The 17,775-nt window shown below is 74.6% G+C and carries 11 protein-coding genes; 6 read left to right on the forward strand and 5 right to left on the reverse strand.

Annotation, left to right across the window (positions count from 1 at the left end):
• Positions 1-31: 31 nt before the first annotated feature.
• A complete protein-coding gene (locus ABD999_RS20595; protein ID WP_271277337.1) occupies positions 32-3,544 on the reverse strand; it encodes a WD40 repeat domain-containing protein in 3,513 nt (1,170 codons plus the stop codon).
• Positions 3,545-3,725: 181 nt separating this feature from the next.
• Between ABD999_RS20595 and ABD999_RS20600 the strand changes: the two genes are divergently transcribed.
• From ABD999_RS20600 to ABD999_RS20615, 4 genes are all read left to right on the forward strand, one after another.
• Positions 3,726-4,958: a helix-turn-helix domain-containing protein gene (locus ABD999_RS20600; protein ID WP_271277318.1), complete on the forward strand. Its 1,233-nt coding sequence runs from the start codon at positions 3,726-3,728 to the stop codon at positions 4,956-4,958.
• Positions 4,959-5,102: 144 nt separating this feature from the next.
• Complete coding sequence (locus ABD999_RS20605) at positions 5,103-5,990, forward strand: cupin domain-containing protein (RefSeq protein ID WP_271277317.1); 888 nt, start codon at positions 5,103-5,105, stop codon at positions 5,988-5,990.
• Complete coding sequence (locus ABD999_RS20610; protein WP_271277316.1) at positions 5,990-7,102, forward strand: arginase family protein; 1,113 nt, start codon at positions 5,990-5,992, stop codon at positions 7,100-7,102. The genes ABD999_RS20605 and ABD999_RS20610 overlap by 1 nt, the downstream gene beginning before the upstream one ends.
• A gap of 117 nt (positions 7,103-7,219) precedes the next feature.
• Positions 7,220-8,644, forward strand: a complete 1,425-nt coding sequence (locus ABD999_RS20615; protein ID WP_271277315.1) for a S28 family serine protease — start codon at positions 7,220-7,222, stop codon at positions 8,642-8,644.
• 41 nt (positions 8,645-8,685) lie between these two features.
• On the opposite strand, the gene ABD999_RS20620 is transcribed toward ABD999_RS20615, so the two are convergent.
• The gene (locus ABD999_RS20620; protein ID WP_345482840.1) at positions 8,686-11,319 is read right to left on the reverse strand and encodes an FtsX-like permease family protein; all 2,634 of its coding nucleotides are present in this window, start codon (positions 11,317-11,319) and stop codon (positions 8,686-8,688) included.
• On the reverse strand, positions 11,316-14,327 hold the full coding sequence (locus ABD999_RS20625) for an ABC transporter permease (RefSeq protein ID WP_271276374.1): 3,012 nt from the start codon (positions 14,325-14,327) through the stop codon (positions 11,316-11,318). The genes ABD999_RS20620 and ABD999_RS20625 overlap by 4 nt, the downstream gene beginning before the upstream one ends.
• Positions 14,328-14,541: 214 nt before the next feature.
• Here ABD999_RS20625 and ABD999_RS20630 point away from each other — a divergent pair, with 214 nt between their 5' ends.
• The gene (locus ABD999_RS20630; RefSeq protein WP_271276375.1) at positions 14,542-15,153 is read left to right on the forward strand and encodes a helix-turn-helix domain-containing protein; all 612 of its coding nucleotides are present in this window, start codon (positions 14,542-14,544) and stop codon (positions 15,151-15,153) included.
• Between the two features lie 4 nt (positions 15,154-15,157).
• Here the strand turns inward: ABD999_RS20630 and ABD999_RS20635 are convergent, their stop codons facing one another.
• The gene (locus ABD999_RS20635; protein WP_271276376.1) at positions 15,158-15,970 is read right to left on the reverse strand and encodes a tryptophan 2,3-dioxygenase; all 813 of its coding nucleotides are present in this window, start codon (positions 15,968-15,970) and stop codon (positions 15,158-15,160) included.
• Between the two features lie 156 nt (positions 15,971-16,126).
• On the opposite strand from ABD999_RS20635, the gene ABD999_RS20640 reads away from it, so the two are divergent.
• Entirely contained in the window at positions 16,127-16,555 is a 429-nt protein-coding gene (locus tag ABD999_RS20640) for an Lrp/AsnC family transcriptional regulator (protein WP_271276413.1), read from the forward strand.
• On the opposite strand, the gene ABD999_RS20645 is transcribed toward ABD999_RS20640, so the two are convergent.
• Entirely contained in the window at positions 16,539-17,663 is a 1,125-nt protein-coding gene (locus tag ABD999_RS20645; RefSeq protein WP_271276377.1) for an alpha/beta hydrolase, read from the reverse strand. The two genes, ABD999_RS20640 and ABD999_RS20645, sit on opposite strands and share 17 nt — an antisense overlap.
• Positions 17,664-17,775 lie beyond the last annotated feature (112 nt).

Raw genomic sequence — 17,775 nt, forward strand, 5'->3', positions numbered from 1 at the left:
GCTCTCCCCCCGAGGGGGCCCGGCTCCGGGGTCATGGACACGTCCGGCGGTACTCTTCCTCCTGCACGTGGTTCTCCCATTCCTCGCGGGTGAGGGCGCGGCCCGCGTTGGCGCACGCCGCGGCCACCAGGTCGGCGGGGGTGCGGACGTTCCAGAGCCGCGCGGCGCCGTCGCCGCCCACCGTGGCGACGGACGCCCCGTCAGGGCCGTAGGCGACGTCGGTCACGCCGCCGGTGTGGCCGGTCATCGGCGCTCCGAGCCTCCGGTGGATCCGCAGGTCCCAGAGCTGCACGCCGCCGCCCGCTGAGCCGGTGGCGAGGATCCGGCCGTCAGGGCTGAACGCGAGCGCGCCGGTCGCCCCGTCCTCGTTGATCAGGGCGATGCCCGCCGGGCGGCGGCGTCCGACGTCCCACAGCCGGACCGCGTCGTCGGCGGCCGTGTAGGCGAGCGTCCGGCCGTCGGGGCTGAACGCCAGGTCGTTGACCAGCCCGCCGGCGGCGGCGGGCGGCGAGCCGGGGATCTCGCGGCGGGTGGCCACATCGAAGAGCCGCACCCGCTCGTCGAAGCCCGCGCTGGCCAGCGTCGCGCCGTCCGGGCTGATCGCCATCCCGGTGACGACGTCGGTGTGGCCGGGGACGCGCAGGCGCGGCCCGGTCTCCCTGCGGCGGGCGAGGTCCCAGAACGCGATGTCCTGACCGACCTGGACGGCGGCGAACCTGCCGTCGGGGCTGAGCTCGGCCACGCCGTCGAGGGCCTGGTCGTGGGCGAGCTCGCGGCGGCCCGCGACGTCCCAGAGCCGCAGGCCGTCCACGCCGGAGGTCAGGAGCGTGCGGCCGTCGGGGGTGAACTCGATCGTGGCCACGGAACGGCGGGTGCCCGTCGGCCTCATCGGCGGGCCCGCGGGCCGCTGGGTGGCGGTGTCCCACAGCTGGATCGCGGGATCCTTCTCGCCGGCCGCCCCGGCGGCGAGCGTGCGGCCGTCGGGGCTCAGCGCGACGGCCGAGCGCGCGGGCACGTGGGTCCCGATCTGCTGGCGGATCCGCGGGTCCGCCAGGCGCACCACGCCGTCCTGGCCGGCCGCGGCGAGCAGCGTCCCGTCCGGGCTGAACGCCACGCATTCGAGGACGCCGACGTTGTCGGCGAGCGTGAGGAGCCGCCGGCGGGCCGCGGTGTCCCACAGGACGGTGCGGCCGCTGCCTCCCGCGGTGGCGATCCTGGTGCCGTCCGGGCTGAAGGCGATCGCGGTGAACCCGGCGAGGTGGTCCTTGAGCTCGCCCGTACGCTCGCGCGAGGCCAGGTCCCACAGGAGGGCGGTCCTTCCCTGGCTGACGGTGGCGAGGGTGGCGCCGTCCGGGCTGAGCGCGACGTCGAGGACGGTGTCGGCCTGCCGGGCGACGGGTTCGCCCCGCGGGCGGGAGGTGACGGGGTCCCAGAGCCGTACGGCCCTGCCTCTCGCGACCGCCATGACCGTGCCGTCCCGGCTGAAGGTCACCTCGCGGACGATGTTCGCCAGCTCCGGCCCGTGGTCGGCGCGGCCCATCGGCGGGCCGTGCGGGCGGTGCGTCGCGGCGTCCCACTGCCGGACGACACCTCTGAAGTCGCCGGTCACCAGGGTCTTCCCGTCGGGACGGTACGCCAGCGCCGACACGACCGCTTCGTGCTCCAGCGGCCGGCCCAGCTCGCGGCGGGTGGCCACGTCGTAGAACCGGACGCTGCCCGCGCACGCGGTGGCCAGCGTCCGGCCGTCGGGGCTGAAGGCCAGGCGGACGTCCGAGCAGTCGTACTTCGGCCGGGTGATGGGCGCGCCGAGCTGCCGGCGCGACGCGGTGTCCCAGAGCCGCGCGGTGCCGTCGTCGCTCCCCGTCGCGATGGCGGAGCCGTCGGGGCTGAACGCCAGCGCCATGACGCCGCGCGCGTGCCCGGTGAGCGTCCCCCTGCCGGTGCGGGTCGCCGCGTACAGGACGCGGTTGCGCGCCTCGTCGGTCGGGGCGATGTCCCACGCGGCCACGGCCAGCAGTGAGGAGAGCGTGGCGTCTCCGGTGACCTCGCTCTGCGCGGCGAGCTGGCGCGAGATCGCCACCGCGCGCTGCCGTACGGCCTCGTCGGCCGCGGCGACGGCGGCGACGGCCGCGCAGAGGGCGAGCACCGACAGCGCCGACAGACCGCCCATGACGAGACGGCGGCGGCGGGTCACGCGCCGCGCCTCCCGCACGGAGGCCGTGACGAAGCTCTCCGCGGTGGGGCCCGGCGGGGGGAAGCTGCCTGGGTCGCGGTCCCAGCGGGGCCTGCTGTCCTGGACGGCCAGCAGCCGGGGGCCCCGGTAGAGGAAGGCGGGGTCGCGGTGGTTCTCGGCCCACTGCCCGGCGGCGTCCAGGAGCCGGTCGTACACCTCCTGCGCGGCGAGGTCGGGTTCGAGCCACTGCCGCAGGGTAGGCCAGGCCGTCAGGAGCGCGTCGTGGGCGATCTCGACGGAGTCCTCGTGCAGGGTGAGCAGGCGGCGGCCGGCGAACGCGGACAGCAGCGCCGCTACCCGCTCCCCTGGGCGCGCGGACGCGGCGGCGTGCAGCTCGGCCAGCGTCGCCGCGCGCCGCGCCGGCCGGCCGCCGGGGGTGATCACCATCATCCGCCGGAAGATCCTCAGCGCGGCCTTGCGGTCCTCCGGTGGCAGCTCGCCGAGCGCCTCGTCGGCCGTACGCCGTACGGAATCGCGGACCCGGCCGGACTCCTCGTAGCCGCGGACGGTCAGGGTGCGGCCCTCGCGTCGCTCCCAGGTGTTGCGCAGCGCCTGGGAGAGCAGGGGCAGGGCCGCGGCCCCGTAGCGATCGCCCGCCGACGGCCCGGCGCGCAGCTCGGCCAGGATGATCTCCACCAGGCCGGGTTCGAGCTCCAGGCCCGCCGCGGCGGCGGGGCCGGTGATGGCCAGCCGGAGGTCCGGCTCCGTCATCGGCTCGACGATCACCTGGCCGTCCTGGATGGCCTCGGCGAGGTGCGGGTAGGCGGCGCAGCGTTCCCAGTAGTCCGCGCGCACCCCGATGATCACCGCGGCGCCTCCGGGGCGGGCCGCCATGGCGTGCAGGGCTCCGACGAACGCCTGGCGCTCCCGCTCGTCGGTCACCAGGGTAAACAGATCCTCGAACTGGTCGACCACCAGGACGAGCCGGCCGGGCGGCCGCGGGTCGGCACGCAGTGTCCGCTCGATCTCCTCCGGGTGCCCACCGAACGCCCGCGCCCAGGCTTCGGCGAGCGCGCGGAACGGCCGCGCGGTCGGCGTGACGAGCAGGCGCGGCCAGTCGTGCGATCCGGCGAGCGCCGGCATCAGCCCGGCCCTCAGCAGCGACGACTTGCCCACGCCCGAGGCGCCGGAGACCAGCAGGACGGTGCCGTGGTCCGTCAGCCGCCTTCTCAGACGGCCGAGGAGGTCGCGGGTCGCCCTCGTACGGCCGAAGAACAGCTCGGCCCTCCCGCTCTCGAAGGGCGCCAGACCCTGGTAGGGGCATAGATCGTGCGCATGGCCGTGATCCTCCCGCTCGCCCATGGCGCTCATTCTGGTCACTCGCCGCCGCTCCCATCAATCGCATTCGAACGGGGATCCGGGATGGCCCGGCCCGTCCGATTCCGTCCGATGTCGTCTCACCAGTGGCCTGAACAGCGTGGACGCGGTTTCGATGGTCCTCTCTGTCCGCACCGGCAGGGCTGACGAAATCGAACCGGGGGGTGTCGGAACCGTGGGGGATCCCTGTGCCGGGATGTCCTTGGGGGCGCTGCTGCGCGGGTGGCGGGAGCGCGCGCTGCTGACCCAGGAGCAACTCGCCGAACGGGCCTGTCTCAACGTCAGAACCGTGCGCCGTATGGAGAGCGGCGCGCTCCTGCGGCCGCGCGTGACGTCGATGCTGCTGCTGGCGGAGGCGCTGGAGCTGAACGGCGCGGACCGGGCGACGCTGAACGCCGCCGCCCACGGCCGGCCCGGCCCGGCGGTGGCGGGGCCGCCTCCGGTGACCGTGCCCCGGCAGCTGCCCGCCGACGTCGCCGCGCTGGCCGGCCGGGATCGGGAGCTGGCCGTCGTGGAGGGCCACCGCAGCGCGCACACGGTGCCGGTCGTCTGCGTCAACGGGATGGCGGGCATCGGCAAGACGGCGCTGGCCGTGCACGCCGCGCACCGGCTCGCGCCGCTGTACCCCGACGGCCAGCTCTTCGTCGACCTGCGCGGCCACGCCCCGAAGGCACCCGTCGAGCCGGGCACGGCCCTCGCCCGCGTGCTGCGCACCCTCGGCGTCCCCGGCGAGCACATCCCCTGGCACCCCGACGACCGCGCCGCGCTCTACCGCAGCGTGCTCGCCGGGCGCAAGGTCCTGATCGTCCTGGACGACGCCGCCGACGAGCACCAGCTCCTCCCGCTGCTGCCCGCGGGGCCGGGATGCCTGGTGATCGTCACCAGCCGCCGCCGCCTGACCTGTCACGGCGACGCCCGCGGCCTGTCGCTGGACGTCCTGCCGGTCACCGCCGGGATCGCGCTGTTCACCCGGCTGGCCGGCCTGGACCGCCGCGCCCCGGCGGACGTCCTGGCGGAGGTCGTGCGGCGCTGCGGGCTGCTCCCCCTGGCCATCCGCATCGCCGCCGCCCGGCTCAGGGCGCGCCCCGCCTGGGGGGTGCGGCATCTGCTCGACCGGCTGGCCTGCGACCGGCTGGCCGAACTGGCGGACGGCCCGCACAGCGTCGCCGCCGCCCTGGACCGGTCGTACGATCGGCTGCCGGACGAGCAGCGGCGGGTGTACCGGCTGCTGGGCTCGGGCGGCCGCGCCGGCTTCGGCGCCGACACGGCCGCCGCACTGCTGGACACGAGCATGCCGCGGGCGCGGCGGCTGCTGGACCAGCTGATGGACGCCCACCTCCTCCAGGAGACGTCACCCTGCTGGTACCGGATGCACGACCTGGTGCACGACCACGCCGCGGCGCTGTGAGCGGCCGTCGGCGCGCTCGACAGATGTTGTGCCCCGCGCCGGATGCACACGACGAATACCCGGTCCCCCCGCTCCCGCCCCCGGCCTAGCATCGTCGGCGAAAACGGGTCTTGTGCCCGATAACTGTCGCACTGGGAGCTTTTGTTGCCCGCTTCGATGCACTTCCCGCGGTCTGTCGCCTCGGTCTCCGGGGACAACCTCCACCAACTGCCCGAGTTCCGCGACACGCGGGTGCTCGGCCTGCTGCCCGACACCCTCGGGGCCGACGCGGACATCACCTTCGGCGAAGTCACGATCGCGCCCGGCCAGGTCGTGCCCACGCACAGCAACGGGCACGCCGAGGCGATCTTCATCGTCGAGGGGACGCTGCGGCTCTGGCGTCCGGGCGGCTCGGTGGAGCTGTCGGCTCCGGGCGCCGCCTATTTCCCGCCCGGGGAGGCGCACTCCATCGCCAACATCGGCAGTGAGCCCGCGCGGTTCCTGGTCGCCTACGCCACCGGCGGCCACGACAAGACCGTGACCTCGCGGCTGCTGCCCGACACGGCGCTGGAATCGGGCGTGAACCCGAACACCGCCCCGTCCACGGGCCTGTTCGACCGGTGGGCGGTCGCCGAGGACATGGTGTCGTGGGTCCCCGTCGAGCCGTCGAAGGGGATGCGGCTGCGCTGCCGCTACCTGCTCGAACCGGCGAACGGCACCAAGGAGTTCGTGATCGGCACGGCGGGCGTCGACCCGCACCTGCACTACACGATCCACCGGCACGCCCCGGCGGAGATCTACCACGTGCTCGAAGGCACCGCGACGATCTACGTGGGCGACGACGGCTACGAGGTGGCGCCGGGTGACACGGTGTACGTGCCGGCGTGGGCGCCGCACGGCATCGACACCGGCGACTCCGAGCTGCGCATGTACTGGTTCTACACGCTCGACGCGTGCGACGGCGCCTGGGCGTGGGAGCCGCTGGAGCCGGTCTACTCCACGCCGCCGCGCCGTCCCCTGGAGACGGGCCCGCGCCGGGGGTTCCACGTCTGATGGCCGGCATCCTCTTCGCCGGCGGCCGGGTCTTCGACGGCACGGGCGCGGCTCCCGGGCGGGCGGACGTGCTCGTCGAGGACGGCGTCATCGTCGCGGTCGGCACCGGCCTGGCCGCCCGCGACGACGTCCGGGTGGTCGACGCGACCGGGAAGATCGTCCTCCCCGGCCTGATCGACACGCACGTCCACCTGACGCTCTCCGACATCAACCTGGTGAACCGCGTCTCCGACCCGTTCTCGCTGCACTTCTTCAAGACAGTGGTCAACTGCCGCAAGACGCTCGAAACCGGCATCACGACCGTGCGGGACGCGGCGGGCGCCGACCTGGGACTGAAGCAGGCGCTGTCACGCGGCCTGATCGAGGGCCCGCGCACCCTGATCGCGGTGAACATGATCAGCCAGACCGGCGGGCACAACGACGGCCACCTGAGCTGCGGCGTGAACCTGGCCCTCTTCCCCGAGCATCCGGGTGTGCCGTCGGGCATCGCCGACGGCCCTGACGAGATGCGCAAGACGGTGCGCACGATGCTGCGCGCCGGCGCGGACGTGATCAAGGTCGCCACCACGGGCGGCGTGCTGTCGCCCGCGGACGATCCGCGCCACGCCCACTTCCGCCCGGACGAGCTCGCCGTGCTGGTGGCCGAGGCGGACGCGGCGCACGTCCACGTGATGGCGCACGGCTTCATGAACGCCAGCTACTACAAGCGGTGGGTGGAGGGGCACGGCGGCACCATCATCACCGGCCGCCAGGTCCGCCGGGCGGGCATCGACGCCGTGATCGAGCAGATGGTGCAGGTCGCCGGCGACGGCACCGACGCGATCTACGTCACCGTGGACGTCGACGTGCTGGAGCTCGGCTACGCGACCGGCACCGGCGCGGCCACCCCGGAGGGCCTGCACCCGGTCGACCTGTACGAGGCGCTGTACGCGCTGGGCCAGCACCCGAAGGTGGCCGCGATCGACTTCGTGGAGCACGATCCGGCGCGGGACGTGTCCACGATGACGGGCCGGACCATGACCGGCGGGCTGCTCAGCTTCCTCGCCGGCCTCTTCCTGCGCCGCAACGACGGCTGGCGCGGTTACGACCCGACCCCCATCACCGACGACTGACCGTATACGCCTCCGGCTCGGCCGGCCGCGTGGGGCCGCTGGGCCGGAGGGTCGCCTTGGAACCGGCAGATCGGTATAAGTGAGACGTCCTGCTCCTCGACGCAAACCAGGAGAAGCATGTCCCCGCGCCCCCGTCTGCTTTCGGCCGCACTCGCCCTCGCGTTAGTCACCACCGGCGCACTCGCCCAGCCGGCTTCGGCCGCCGCCGCGACCGCGAGCGCCGCTTCCGCCGCCACCGTCGCCGATCCCCTGCTGGACAAGCTCGCCGCGATCCCCGGCCTGACCGTCGTCTCCGAGTCCCGGCCGAGCGGTTTCCGCTTCTTCGTCCTCACCCTCACCCAGCCGGTGGACCACCGCCGTCCGGGCAAGGGCACGTACCAGCAGCGTCTCACCCTGCTGCACCGGTCCGACGACGCGCCCGTGGTGCTCTACACCGGCGGCTACGGCCTGGCCGTCAACCCGTCGGCCTCGCAGACCGAGCCGACCCGGCTGCTGGGCGCCAACCAGGTCTCGGTCGAGCACCGGTTCTTCCGCAGCTCCCGGCCGGACCCCGCCGACTGGGGCAAGCTCGACATCTGGCAGCAGGCGAGCGACGAGCACCGCATCGTCCAGGCGCTCAAGACCGTCTACGGCGGCAAGTGGATCCAGACCGGCGCCAGCAAGGGCGGCATGACCTCGGTCTACCACCGCCGCTTCTACCCGGACGACGTGGACGGCGTGGTCGCCTACGTGGCGCCGAACGACCGGGTCAACCCCGCCGACCGCGCCTATGACGAGTTCTTCGAGAACGTGGGCGACGCCGCCTGCCGCACCTCGCTGGAGAACGTGCAGAAGGAGGCGCTCAAGCGGCGCGCCAGGCTGGTGCCGAGGTTCGAGGCCGAGGCCGCGCGGAACGGCTACACCTTCACCCAGTCGCTCGGCAGCGCCGACCGGTCGTTCGAGATGACCGTGCTCGACGCGGTGTGGGCCTTCTGGCAGTACTCGAACGAGAGCGACTGCGCGGACGTGCCGCCCGGCACGGCGACCGACGACGAGATCTACGACTGGATCGACACCGTCGCCGGCTTCTCCTTCTACACCGACCAGGGCATCGGCTACTACGTCCCCTACTACTACCAGGCCGCCACCCAGCTCGGCTGGCCCACGCTCAAGTTCGGGCACCTGCGCGGCCTGACCCGTTACCCCGGGCTCTACCAGCCCAACTCGGTCATTCCCGCCGAGCTGCGGTCCCGCCACGACCCGCGCCCGATGCTGGACGTCGACCACTGGGTGCGCAAGCAGTCCAGCCGGATGATGTTCGTCTACGGGGAGAACGACCCGTGGAGCGCGGAGCGGTTCACGCCCAGCCGCCATGACTCGTACCTGTATGTCGCCCCCGGCGCCAACCACGGCGCGAACATCGCCCGCCTGCCCGACGCCGAGCGGCAGGCGGCCACGGACACGCTGCTCCGCTGGGCCGGGGTGACCGGCGCCCAGGCTGCCCAGCGCGGTGTGTCGTCCATCCCCGACGACGACATGCTCCCCGACCGCCGCACCTTCTGACCCGCCGCCGGGGCGAGGCCTGGCCGCGCCCCGGCCCGGGTTCAGGACCGGAGGACGGCGCCGAGGTCGCGGCGGCGGACGGCGGCGCCGTGCGCGTACGCGCCGAGCAGGGTGCAGACGGCCAGCCCGGCGGCCAGCGCCACGGGCGTGAGGAGTCCCGGCGCGTAGTCGCCGACGGGCAGGCCGCCGGCGTACGAGGACAGGTCCACGCCCGGCCCGAGCGCGACCGGCAGCCCCAGGCCGAGAGCGAGGCCCGCGGGCGCCGTGACGAGGACCAGGGGCAGCAGCTCCAGCACGGTCAGCCGCCGGGCCTGCCTCTCGGTCAGCCCGAGCGTGCGCAGCAGCGACATCGCCCTGGCCCGGTCGGGCGCCCCGGCGACCAGGGACAGGACGATCGCGGCCAGCGCGTACGCCCCCAGCGCCACCGTCACCACGAGCAGCGTCGAGCGGACCGTGCCGGTGAGGGGATCGGCCCGGATGGCGGCCAGCGCCTGTTCCTGGGTCTCCACGGTGGCCGAAGGGACGAGCCGCGCCAGCTCGGCGGGCGAGACGTCGCCCCTGATCAGCAGGGTGTTCGCGGCGGGCCACGGCAGCACCTCCCGCGGCACCAGCAGGAACGGCCCGCCGGGACGGAACCCCGGAAGGGAGTCGATCACGCCCTGGGTGGTCAGCTTCGCCGGGGACAGCCACATGATCTCGAAGGTGCCCCGCTCACCCAGGCCGGGTGAAAGCAGCGCGGACGTGCTCCCCTCCAGCGTGGGCAGGGTGATGGGCGCGTCGCCGATGACCCGCCGCCACTCCGGCAGGTCCACCGCGATGGCCACGGGCCGTTCCCCGGTGGGCCGGATCTGCGCCCGGCCCGTCAGCGCGAGCGCCACCTGCTCGACGCCGGGAGCCCGGCGTACCCGCTCGATAGCGGCGGGCGGGATGTCCTCGTCCGACGTCAGCTTGATCGGCGCGCCCACCCGCTGCCAGGACGCGACCCGCTGCGTGGTGGCGATCCCGTCCGAGATCACCGCCGCGAACACCGACACGCTCAGCGCGGGCAGCAGGACCAGCACCGGCAGCACGCCGGCGGACCGCGCCCTGGCCGCCAGGGTCAGCCCCAGGAACGGCACGGCCGCCCGTCCCCGCGCGGCCAGCCGGACGAGCAGCCGCAGCGGGTACGGGTAACAGCGCATGGTGATCAGCGCGGCGGCGAGCGTCAGCGCGACCGGGATCAGCAGCAGGAACGGATCGCGCTCCGCGGAGCCGGACAGCCCGCGGGCCCGCAGCAGGTAGGCCCCCGCCAGCGCGAGCACGACGACCAGGGCCTCCAGCGTCAGCCGCCGCGCGGACGGCCGGACGGCGGCCACGTCGTCGCGGCGCTCGGGCAGCGGCGTGCGGTGGGCCACCACCAGCCGCGCCCCGGCGAAGGCCACGGCGGTGACGACCACGACCGCCGGTCCGAGGTGGGCGACCGGCGGCGCGGGCCCCGGCACGAGGAAGGACAGCCCGTACCCGGCCAGGGCCGCCGGGCCCACCGCGAACGCGGCCATCGCGGACCCCGCCCCCGCCACCTGCCACAGCGACCCGCCGCGCGCCCGCACCAGGGCCAGCGCGGGCGCCATCCGGTCGGTCAGCAGCCGCACGCCCAGCGCGATCACGCCGAGCGCGACCGCGAGCAGCCCGCCGAGCACCAGGTACATGACGGTCCGCGCGGCGGACAGCCCGGCCTGGAACTCGTCGAGCACCTGGGGCAGCCCGGTGATCAGGCGGTAGCTGGTGGTGCCCGACCTCTCGACCGCCAGCCGCTGCCGGAACCCGGCGACCGCCGCGCCGGCCTCCGGCACGTCCAGCGCGCTCGCGGCCCGCCCGTCGACGGGGAGGACCCAGCGGTAGACGAGGTTGCGTGTCCTGCTGTTGAGCGCGGTGAGCCCTTCGTCGGAGATCAGCGCCGTGGTGTGGAACTCCTCCGGGCCTTCCAGCGGCACGACGTGGGTGACGTGCAGGATGTCGGGGTCGTGGTTCCAGGAGCGGTCGCCGGGGTCCTTCGCCCTGAAGACGCCGACGATCCGCACCGCGGCGTGGGCGTTTTCGCCGATCACTCTGGTCTGGCCGATCCGCAGGCCCATGACGCGGGCGGCCTCGTCCACGACGCCCACCTCGATCAGCGGGATGGTCACGCCCCCGTGGCCGGTCGTGGACGGCTCGCCGGGCTCGCGGCCCTGGATCCAGTCCACCCGCCGTCCGGCGTCGGACAGCCAGCCGAGGTTGACGAAGGTGCCGCGGGTCCCGGTGACGGGCGTGCGGACGGTCTTGGCGCTCACGTGGCCGTCCGGCCTGATCAGGGGGCGCAGCGCCGCCGGGAGGAGTCCGCGCCAGTGGCGGTCGCCGGCCTCGAACCGCGCGCGCTCGTGCAGGTCTCCGTCGAGGGTGACCGGCTGCCCGCTGACCGTCAGGTCGGTCTGGACGGCGTCGGCGGTGGCCAGCGACCGGCGCAGCGCCTCGTCGAACGACGCCTGCGTCAGCCTGGGCAGCCCGGCGACGAGCAGGCAGGCGACCGCCGTCAGCACGGCGAGCAGCGCCGTCGTGCCGGGGTGCGTCCGTACGCCGAGCACGGCGAGCCGCCCCGTCGCACCGCCGTGCGTCCGGAAGCCCAGCACGGCGAGCCGCCCCTTCACGCGGGCCCTCATCGCTCCTCCAGCGTCTGCCCGCGCCGCAGACGCCGCGCCAGCCCGGCCACGATCAACAGCAGCACCCCCGCCACCAGCGCCAGCATCGCGACCGTGGCCGCCCACGGGACCTGGAACAGCACGCCGGGCGTGACCGCCGACGCCTGCCCGGTCAGCACGATGTGCGGCACCACCAGGTTCCCGACGACCACGGCGAGCGCGGTGCCGGACACCAGCGACAGCCCGACGACGAACGCCTGCTCCGTCACCAGCATCCCGAAGATCTGCCGGGAGCCGGCGCCGAGCGCCCGCAGGACGGCGAACTCGGCCCTCCGCTCCCGGGCCGCGACCACGGCGTTCACCAGGAACCCGAGCAGCGCGAACCCCAGCGCCGCGCCGAACCCGAGGACCAGCGCCCCGCGCAGCCCGCTGGCCAGCGGGTCGTCCCGCAGCTTCGCGGCCAGCTCCCCCCGGTCGACGACGGTCACGTCCCACTGGGGGTTCTCGCGCAGGATCGCGCGGGCCGGTGCTGTGTCGGAGGCGGCGAGCCACCATTCGGTCACGGGCCTGGGCGGCTGCGCCGCGGCCAGCTCCCGCGCCTGCAGCGTCTCCCAGTCGGCGAGCACGGCCTGCTGACCGGGGGCGCTCGTCGGCATGCTCGCCACGACGCCGGCCACCTCCACCCGCAGGACCCGGCCGGCGAAGGTGGCCGGCCCGGTCTGGCCGACGCCCAGGCCGAGCGAGGCGGCCAGGCCGGGGGTGAGCACCACGGGCAGCGGTCCCGGCTCCCGCGACGGGCCGAAGGCGACGGCGCCGGAGGGCACCGGCACGTCCCGTCCGTCCGCGCTCAGCCCGGTCAGCCGCAGAGCGGTCCGCCCGTCCGTGACGAGGCCGCGCAGCGACAGCGGGTACGTGATCGCGCCGGAACGTCCGGCCAGCGGGGTCAGATCGAGCTCGACCCGGTTCCCGCCCGGCCGCAGCCCGCCGAGCGGCAGGTCGTGCCACGCGCCCAGCGCGTCGGACAGCACCAGCCGCGCCGGCACGGCGGCGCCCGCCTCGACCCGCACGGTGAGGGCGCGCGGCCGGCCGGGCAGGTCCAGCTTGCCGGCGCGGTCCCCGGGGAGTGCCCGGGACAGTTGCGCGACCGTACGCGCCGACAGGTCGGGACGCAGGCCGAACAGCTCACCGAGCCGGGCGGCGTCGAGCCCGAGCAGCAGCGCGCTCTCGCCGCCCACCTCGGCCTGCCCGCGGAAGGCCGGGGAAGCCGCGGTGACGCCGGGCAGCGTGGTGAAGGCGGTGCCCCGGCCGAGCGGTCCCAGCTCGGGCCCGGCGGCCGGCCCGGACAGGCGCAGGCCCGCCCCCGCCCGGTGGACCGCCTGGTCGAGCTGTGAGGCCTGCCAGGTGGAGGTGGTGGCCATGGACAGGATGCCGATGGCGATCGCCATCGTGAGCAGCAGCGCGGGTCCCGCGTACCTGAGCGGCCGCCTGCCGACCTGCCAGGCCCCCAGCGCGGGGGCGAGCGTGGGCCTGCGCGACATCAGCCGCCCGGCCAGCCGCGACACGCGCGGCACCAGCCGCAGCCCCAGCATGCCGCCCGCGAGCAGGGCCAGCGCCGGGCCGGAGACGATCAGCGGGTCGACGCCGAGGCCGCCCGCCGCCGTCCCGGTGACCGGCGCGCCGTAGTGCTGGAGCTGCCAGATCGCCAGCCCGGCCACGGCCAGCAGCGCCAGGTCCGCGCCCGCCCTCTCGATCAGCCCGCGCACGCCGCGGCCGCGCGCCGTCTGCTCCTCCACGTACGTGCGCCGCGCGCCGGCGAGGGCAGGCAGGGCCAGCAGCACGGCCGCGGCCAGGGCCACGCAGAACGCGACGAGGAACGCGCCCGGATCGGCCGCCGGCGTCAGGCGCACCCCCGAGGCCTCGATCCACGGCAGCCGGTGGACCAGCGCGAGCAGCGGCGGCCCGAGCCACGGCGCGGCGATCGCGCACGGGACCGCCACCAACAGCGCCTCGCCTCCCGCCAGCGCGGCCAGGCGCGCCGTGCCCGCGCCGCGCGAGCGCAGCAGCGCCGTCTCCATGCGGCGGTGGTCGGCGAGCAGCCGCCCGGTGAGCATCGTCGTGTACGCGGCCAGCACCAGCAGTTGCAGCACCGGGACCAGCATGGTGGAGCGGGTCACCAGGGACGCGGTGGCGAGCTGGGTGAGGATGCCGGGCAGCCGGCCGGCGGTCAGGCAGTTCACGCAGCCCGCCGCCGTCAGCCGCTCGCGCACCTGGCCGAGCGCCTCCGCCAGCGGGCGCAGGCGGTCGAGCGTGAGCGTGCCGAGGTCCGGCTCCGCGGTCCAGACGGCCCTGACGTTGGTGGCGAAGCGCGCGGTGAACGTCTCCCGCGCCACCATCAGCGGCCCGTAGGTGGTGTAGTCCCCGTGCTCCACACCCCTGCGCAGCAGTTCCTCGCCCGCCCAGCGCTCGTCGGCGAGGTCGTGGAGCTGGAAGACGCCGACGACGCGGACCGTGACGGGGCGGTGGTCGAGCCGCCCCTCCGTGACGAACTCCCGGCCGGCGCCGAACCCGGGGGCCGAGGCCGCGGGCAGCGGGATCGCCGCCTCGACGACCGGCCCGCCGGTGCGCGGCCACCTGCCGGAGACCAGCCTGGCGTGCCGGTCGAGCCCGTCGTGGCTGCCGAACCTGAGCAGCTCGGGCGCCTTCTCGCCGTCCTGTCCCGGCATGACGTACGAGTCGGAGCGGAGGCTGACGGTGAGGGCCGGGGGTGTGCCGTGGACTCCGGTGAGCACGTCGCGCACGGCCCGGTCGTACCTGGGGAGGGTCTCGGCGGTGACCAGCGAGCTGATCGTGGTGGTGGTCTCGCGGTACGAGGCCGTCTCCATCGCCCGGCGGACACCGGCGTCCCCGATGGAGGAGACGTACATCGTCAGCGCCACCAGCGTGGTGGTCGCCAGCAGGATCGACCCGAAGGCGGCCAGGAGGAGCAGCGGCTCGCTGAACGCCCTTCTGACGACCAGCGGCCCCCGCATCCGTCCCCCTTCACCCCGTCCAGTGAACCTTCGGGGTGCGGTGGTGGCGAAGCAAGGTGAGCTCTTCAACGGTGACGCACCTGATACGCCCGTGTGATGCGGAAACCGTTACACAGCGGCTGACCATCGGGTTCGCCGGAAAGGGTTGGCCCCGGCGTCTTCCGTGAAATATGTTCATGCTGCTGAACACCCCCCTTTTACCTGGAGGTCACCGGTGACGTCGGGAGGCCGGTCCGCGGACGAGCCCCGTCAGGAGCTCGTGGGCGCGCGGATGCGCCAGTTCCGCAAGGAACGCGGGATGACACTGCGCGGCCTGTCGGCCGGTTCCGGCCTGTCGATCGGGTTCCTCTCCCAGGTGGAGCGCGGGATCTCCACCATCGGGCTGGTCGCGCTGAACAGCGTCGCGGCGGCGCTGGACCGGGGCGTCGCCGAGTTCTTCGACGACTCCCCCGGCCACCAGCCCGGGCGGGACGCCGAGCGGCTGCCGGAGCATTTCACGCTCACCCGGGCCCAGACGGCGGCGACAGAGTACGTGTCGGGGGCCCAGACGTACCGGATGCTGTCATCGCGCGGGCCCAGCCTGGTGCTGGAGCCGCTGCTGGTGCACATCGCGCCGGGCGGGCGGCGGGAGCCGGCGTACGGGCACTCCGGGGAGGAGTTCGCCTACGTGCTGAGCGGGGAGTTGCTGTACGAGGTGGACGGGGTGGAGCACCGGCTCCACCCCGGCGACAGCGTCCACCTGCGCTCGACGGTGCCGCACAGCATGTACAACGACACCGACGAGGTGACGACGGTGGTGTCCGTCGTGACGCCCAGGCTGTTCTAGACGCTCAGATCAGGGTCCTGGCCGACCACAGTTCCGGGAAGATCTCGCGGCGCAGCGACCGCTCCAGCCAGCTCGCGCCGCTCGACCCTCCGGTGCCCGTCTTCGCGCCCATCGCGCGGCGTACCACCATGAGGTGGAGGGTGCGCCACCGCATGAACCCCTCGGCGACGTCGGTCAGCGCCTCGGCGAGCTCCCAGAGGTGGTCGCCGGCGCCGCGCTCGGCGTACACGCGGGCCCAGGCCTGCTCGACCAGGGGCTCGGGCTGGTACGGCTGAGCCGGGTCGCGCGCCAGGGTGGTGGCGGGGATCTCGTAGCCGAGCCGGGCCAGCACGGACAGGGCGACGTCGTACAGGCTGGGCGCGCGCAGCGCCGCCAGCAGCTCGCCGTGGGCCTCGGGATTGCCGCGGTGCACCCGCGCCAGGGACTCGGACTTGTCGCCGAGCAGGAACTCGACCTCGCGGTAGAGCGCAGACTGGAACCCGGAGCCCTCGCCGAGCGCCGGCCGGAAGGCGTTGAACTGGCGCGGCGTGAGGCGGTTCAGCGGGCGCCAGGCGGTGTTGACCACATCCAGGTAGGCCGCCGCGCGGGCGATGGCGGCGGTCGCCGGGGGCAGGTCGGGGGTGCCGAGCAGGCGGGCGGCCAGACGCAGTTCGGTGCGCACCAGGCCGAAGTAGAGCTCCATCACCTGAGTGGTCACCAGGAAGGCGGGCTCCTCGGGCGCGTCGGTGCGCGGGCCCGGCAGCGCGCGCAGGGTGTCCGTGCCGACGTACTCGTCGTACGGCGTGGCTTGCGCGAAGCTCAGATTGGGGGTCACCATCGCTTCCTCCTCGTTCACCTCAATGTTCACCGAAGACGAACTGTGATGAAATGGCATGTCGAAGGCGTTGGGACGGGGAGACTTTCCGTTCTCAAAGCAGGACCGCGGGTTCGCCTTCACCGCTGCCGAGAGTGATGGGTGGGTGCCGTGGACGCGATGGACTGGGCGATCCTTACCGAGCTGCAGGCCGACGCCCGGCTCTCTTTCAGCGAGCTGTCCCGGCGGGTGCACCTGTCCTCCCCCGCCGTGGCCGAGCGGGTGCGGCGGCTGGAGGAGACCGGGGTGATCGAGGGCTACCACGCGCACGTCGACCTGGGGCGGGCCGGGCGCACGGTGCGGGCGCTCATCCGGATGTCCTGTTACGGGGCGCGCTGCGTGCTGCGTCACGAGGAGGCGCTGGAGCAGCCGGAGATCGTGCAGGTGTACCGGGTCACCGGTGACACGTGCTGCCTGCTGGTGGTCGCGCTGGCGTCGATGGCGGACTTCGAAGGGCTGATCGACCGGCTGGCTCAGTACGGGCGGCCGTCGAGCACGATGGTGCTGTCCAGCCCCGTGCCGTGGCGGCCGGTCACGGAGCTGCCCTGAGCCTCGCGGCGATCAGCTCGGCGGTGGCGTCCCAGATGGGGGCGGCCGGGTCGATCACGTCGAAGTGGTCGCCGGGGCGTTCCAGGTAGGTGACGTCGTCGTCCGTCCCCGCGGCGGCGTACCGGCGGTTGAAGTCCACCAGGTCCGGGTCGTCCTGGGCGCCCTGCACGACGAGCTGCGGGCCGCCCAGCGGGAGACGGGCCAGCGGGCTGGATCTGGCGTACTCCTCCGGGATCTCGGTGCTGCGGCCGCCCAGCGCCATGGCGGTCGCGCCGCCGCTGAGGTCGCGGCGGTCGCATTCCACCAGGTCAAGCAGCCCGGCGAGGGAGACGGCCAGCGCGGGGGCCGGGCGTCCCGACTGCCACAGGTCGGCGGCCAGGCGCAGTGCGAGCTGACCGCCGGCGGAGTGGCCGATCACGGCGACGCGGGCGGGGTCGAGGTCCGAACGGTCACCGAGCGGCCGGTCGAGGTCCGGCAGGGTGCTGAGCGCCGTGTAAGCGGCGGCGACGTCGGACACGGTCGCGGCCCAGCCGTGCCTGTCCGGGCGGCGGTACTCCACGTTCCACGCGGCGAATCCGCGGGCGGCCAGGTCGGCGGCGAGGGCGTCCATGAGGTCGGCGGCCCAGATGGACCGGTAGAAGCCGCCGTGTAGCAGCATCGCCACGGGGGCGGGCCGCGTCCCCGGCAGGTGGAGCTCGCCGTACTGGTCGGGGTGCGGGCCGTAGGGGACGCGGCGGGGCCGGGCCGCCGCCCGGTGCACGACGTGCCGGATGGCCCAGGTCAGGCCCTGCGCGCCGCGCCCGTACAGGTGGGTGGCGCCGCCGGCCGGGTGCGGGCCGGTCACCCCCAGGTCCAGCCAGACCAGCCGCGACGCGTACGGCCTGGGCGGATCCATCAGGCCGCGCACCTCAGGATCGGCGCCGGGCAGCGCGACCACCAGTCCGTCCGCTCCGGCGGCGTCCAGGGCGACCTGGAAGGACGGCGTGTCCGGCGGCGAGACCACCCGCCCGGCGACCCCGAGCGCCGCGAACTCCCGCCCGGCCAGCTCCCCGAGCAGCCCGAGATCCGCGACGAGCCCGGGGGCGGCGAGCACGGTAACAGTCGTCATGACGTCGCGGACCTCCGCATCGTGACATCCGTCATCGCGTCGCCACGCCCGGCGTCGGCACGGCCTCGTGGTGGTCTGATCGTGTCGCCGCGCCCGGCGTCGGCACGACCCC

This window comes from Nonomuraea ferruginea (assembly GCF_039540635.1).
Lineage (GTDB): Bacteria > Actinomycetota > Actinomycetes > Streptosporangiales > Streptosporangiaceae > Nonomuraea > Nonomuraea ferruginea.

Coding starts and splice junctions, on each gene's coding strand:
- ABD999_RS20595 (WP_271277337.1), bottom strand. CDS start 3,544: ATGAGCGCCATGGGCGAGCGGGAGGATCACGGCCATGCGCACGATCTA.
- ABD999_RS20610 (WP_271277316.1), top strand. CDS start 5,990: ATGGCCGGCATCCTCTTCGCCGGCGGCCGGGTCTTCGACGGCACGGGC.
- ABD999_RS20615 (WP_271277315.1), top strand. CDS start 7,220: ATGTCCCCGCGCCCCCGTCTGCTTTCGGCCGCACTCGCCCTCGCGTTA.
- ABD999_RS20620 (WP_345482840.1), bottom strand. CDS start 11,319: ATGAGGGCCCGCGTGAAGGGGCGGCTCGCCGTGCTGGGCTTCCGGACG.
- ABD999_RS20625 (WP_271276374.1), bottom strand. CDS start 14,327: ATGCGGGGGCCGCTGGTCGTCAGAAGGGCGTTCAGCGAGCCGCTGCTC.
- ABD999_RS20635 (WP_271276376.1), bottom strand. CDS start 15,970: ATGGTGACCCCCAATCTGAGCTTCGCGCAAGCCACGCCGTACGACGAG.
- ABD999_RS20640 (WP_271276413.1), top strand. CDS start 16,127: ATGGACTGGGCGATCCTTACCGAGCTGCAGGCCGACGCCCGGCTCTCT.
- ABD999_RS20645 (WP_271276377.1), bottom strand. CDS start 17,663: ATGACGACTGTTACCGTGCTCGCCGCCCCCGGGCTCGTCGCGGATCTC.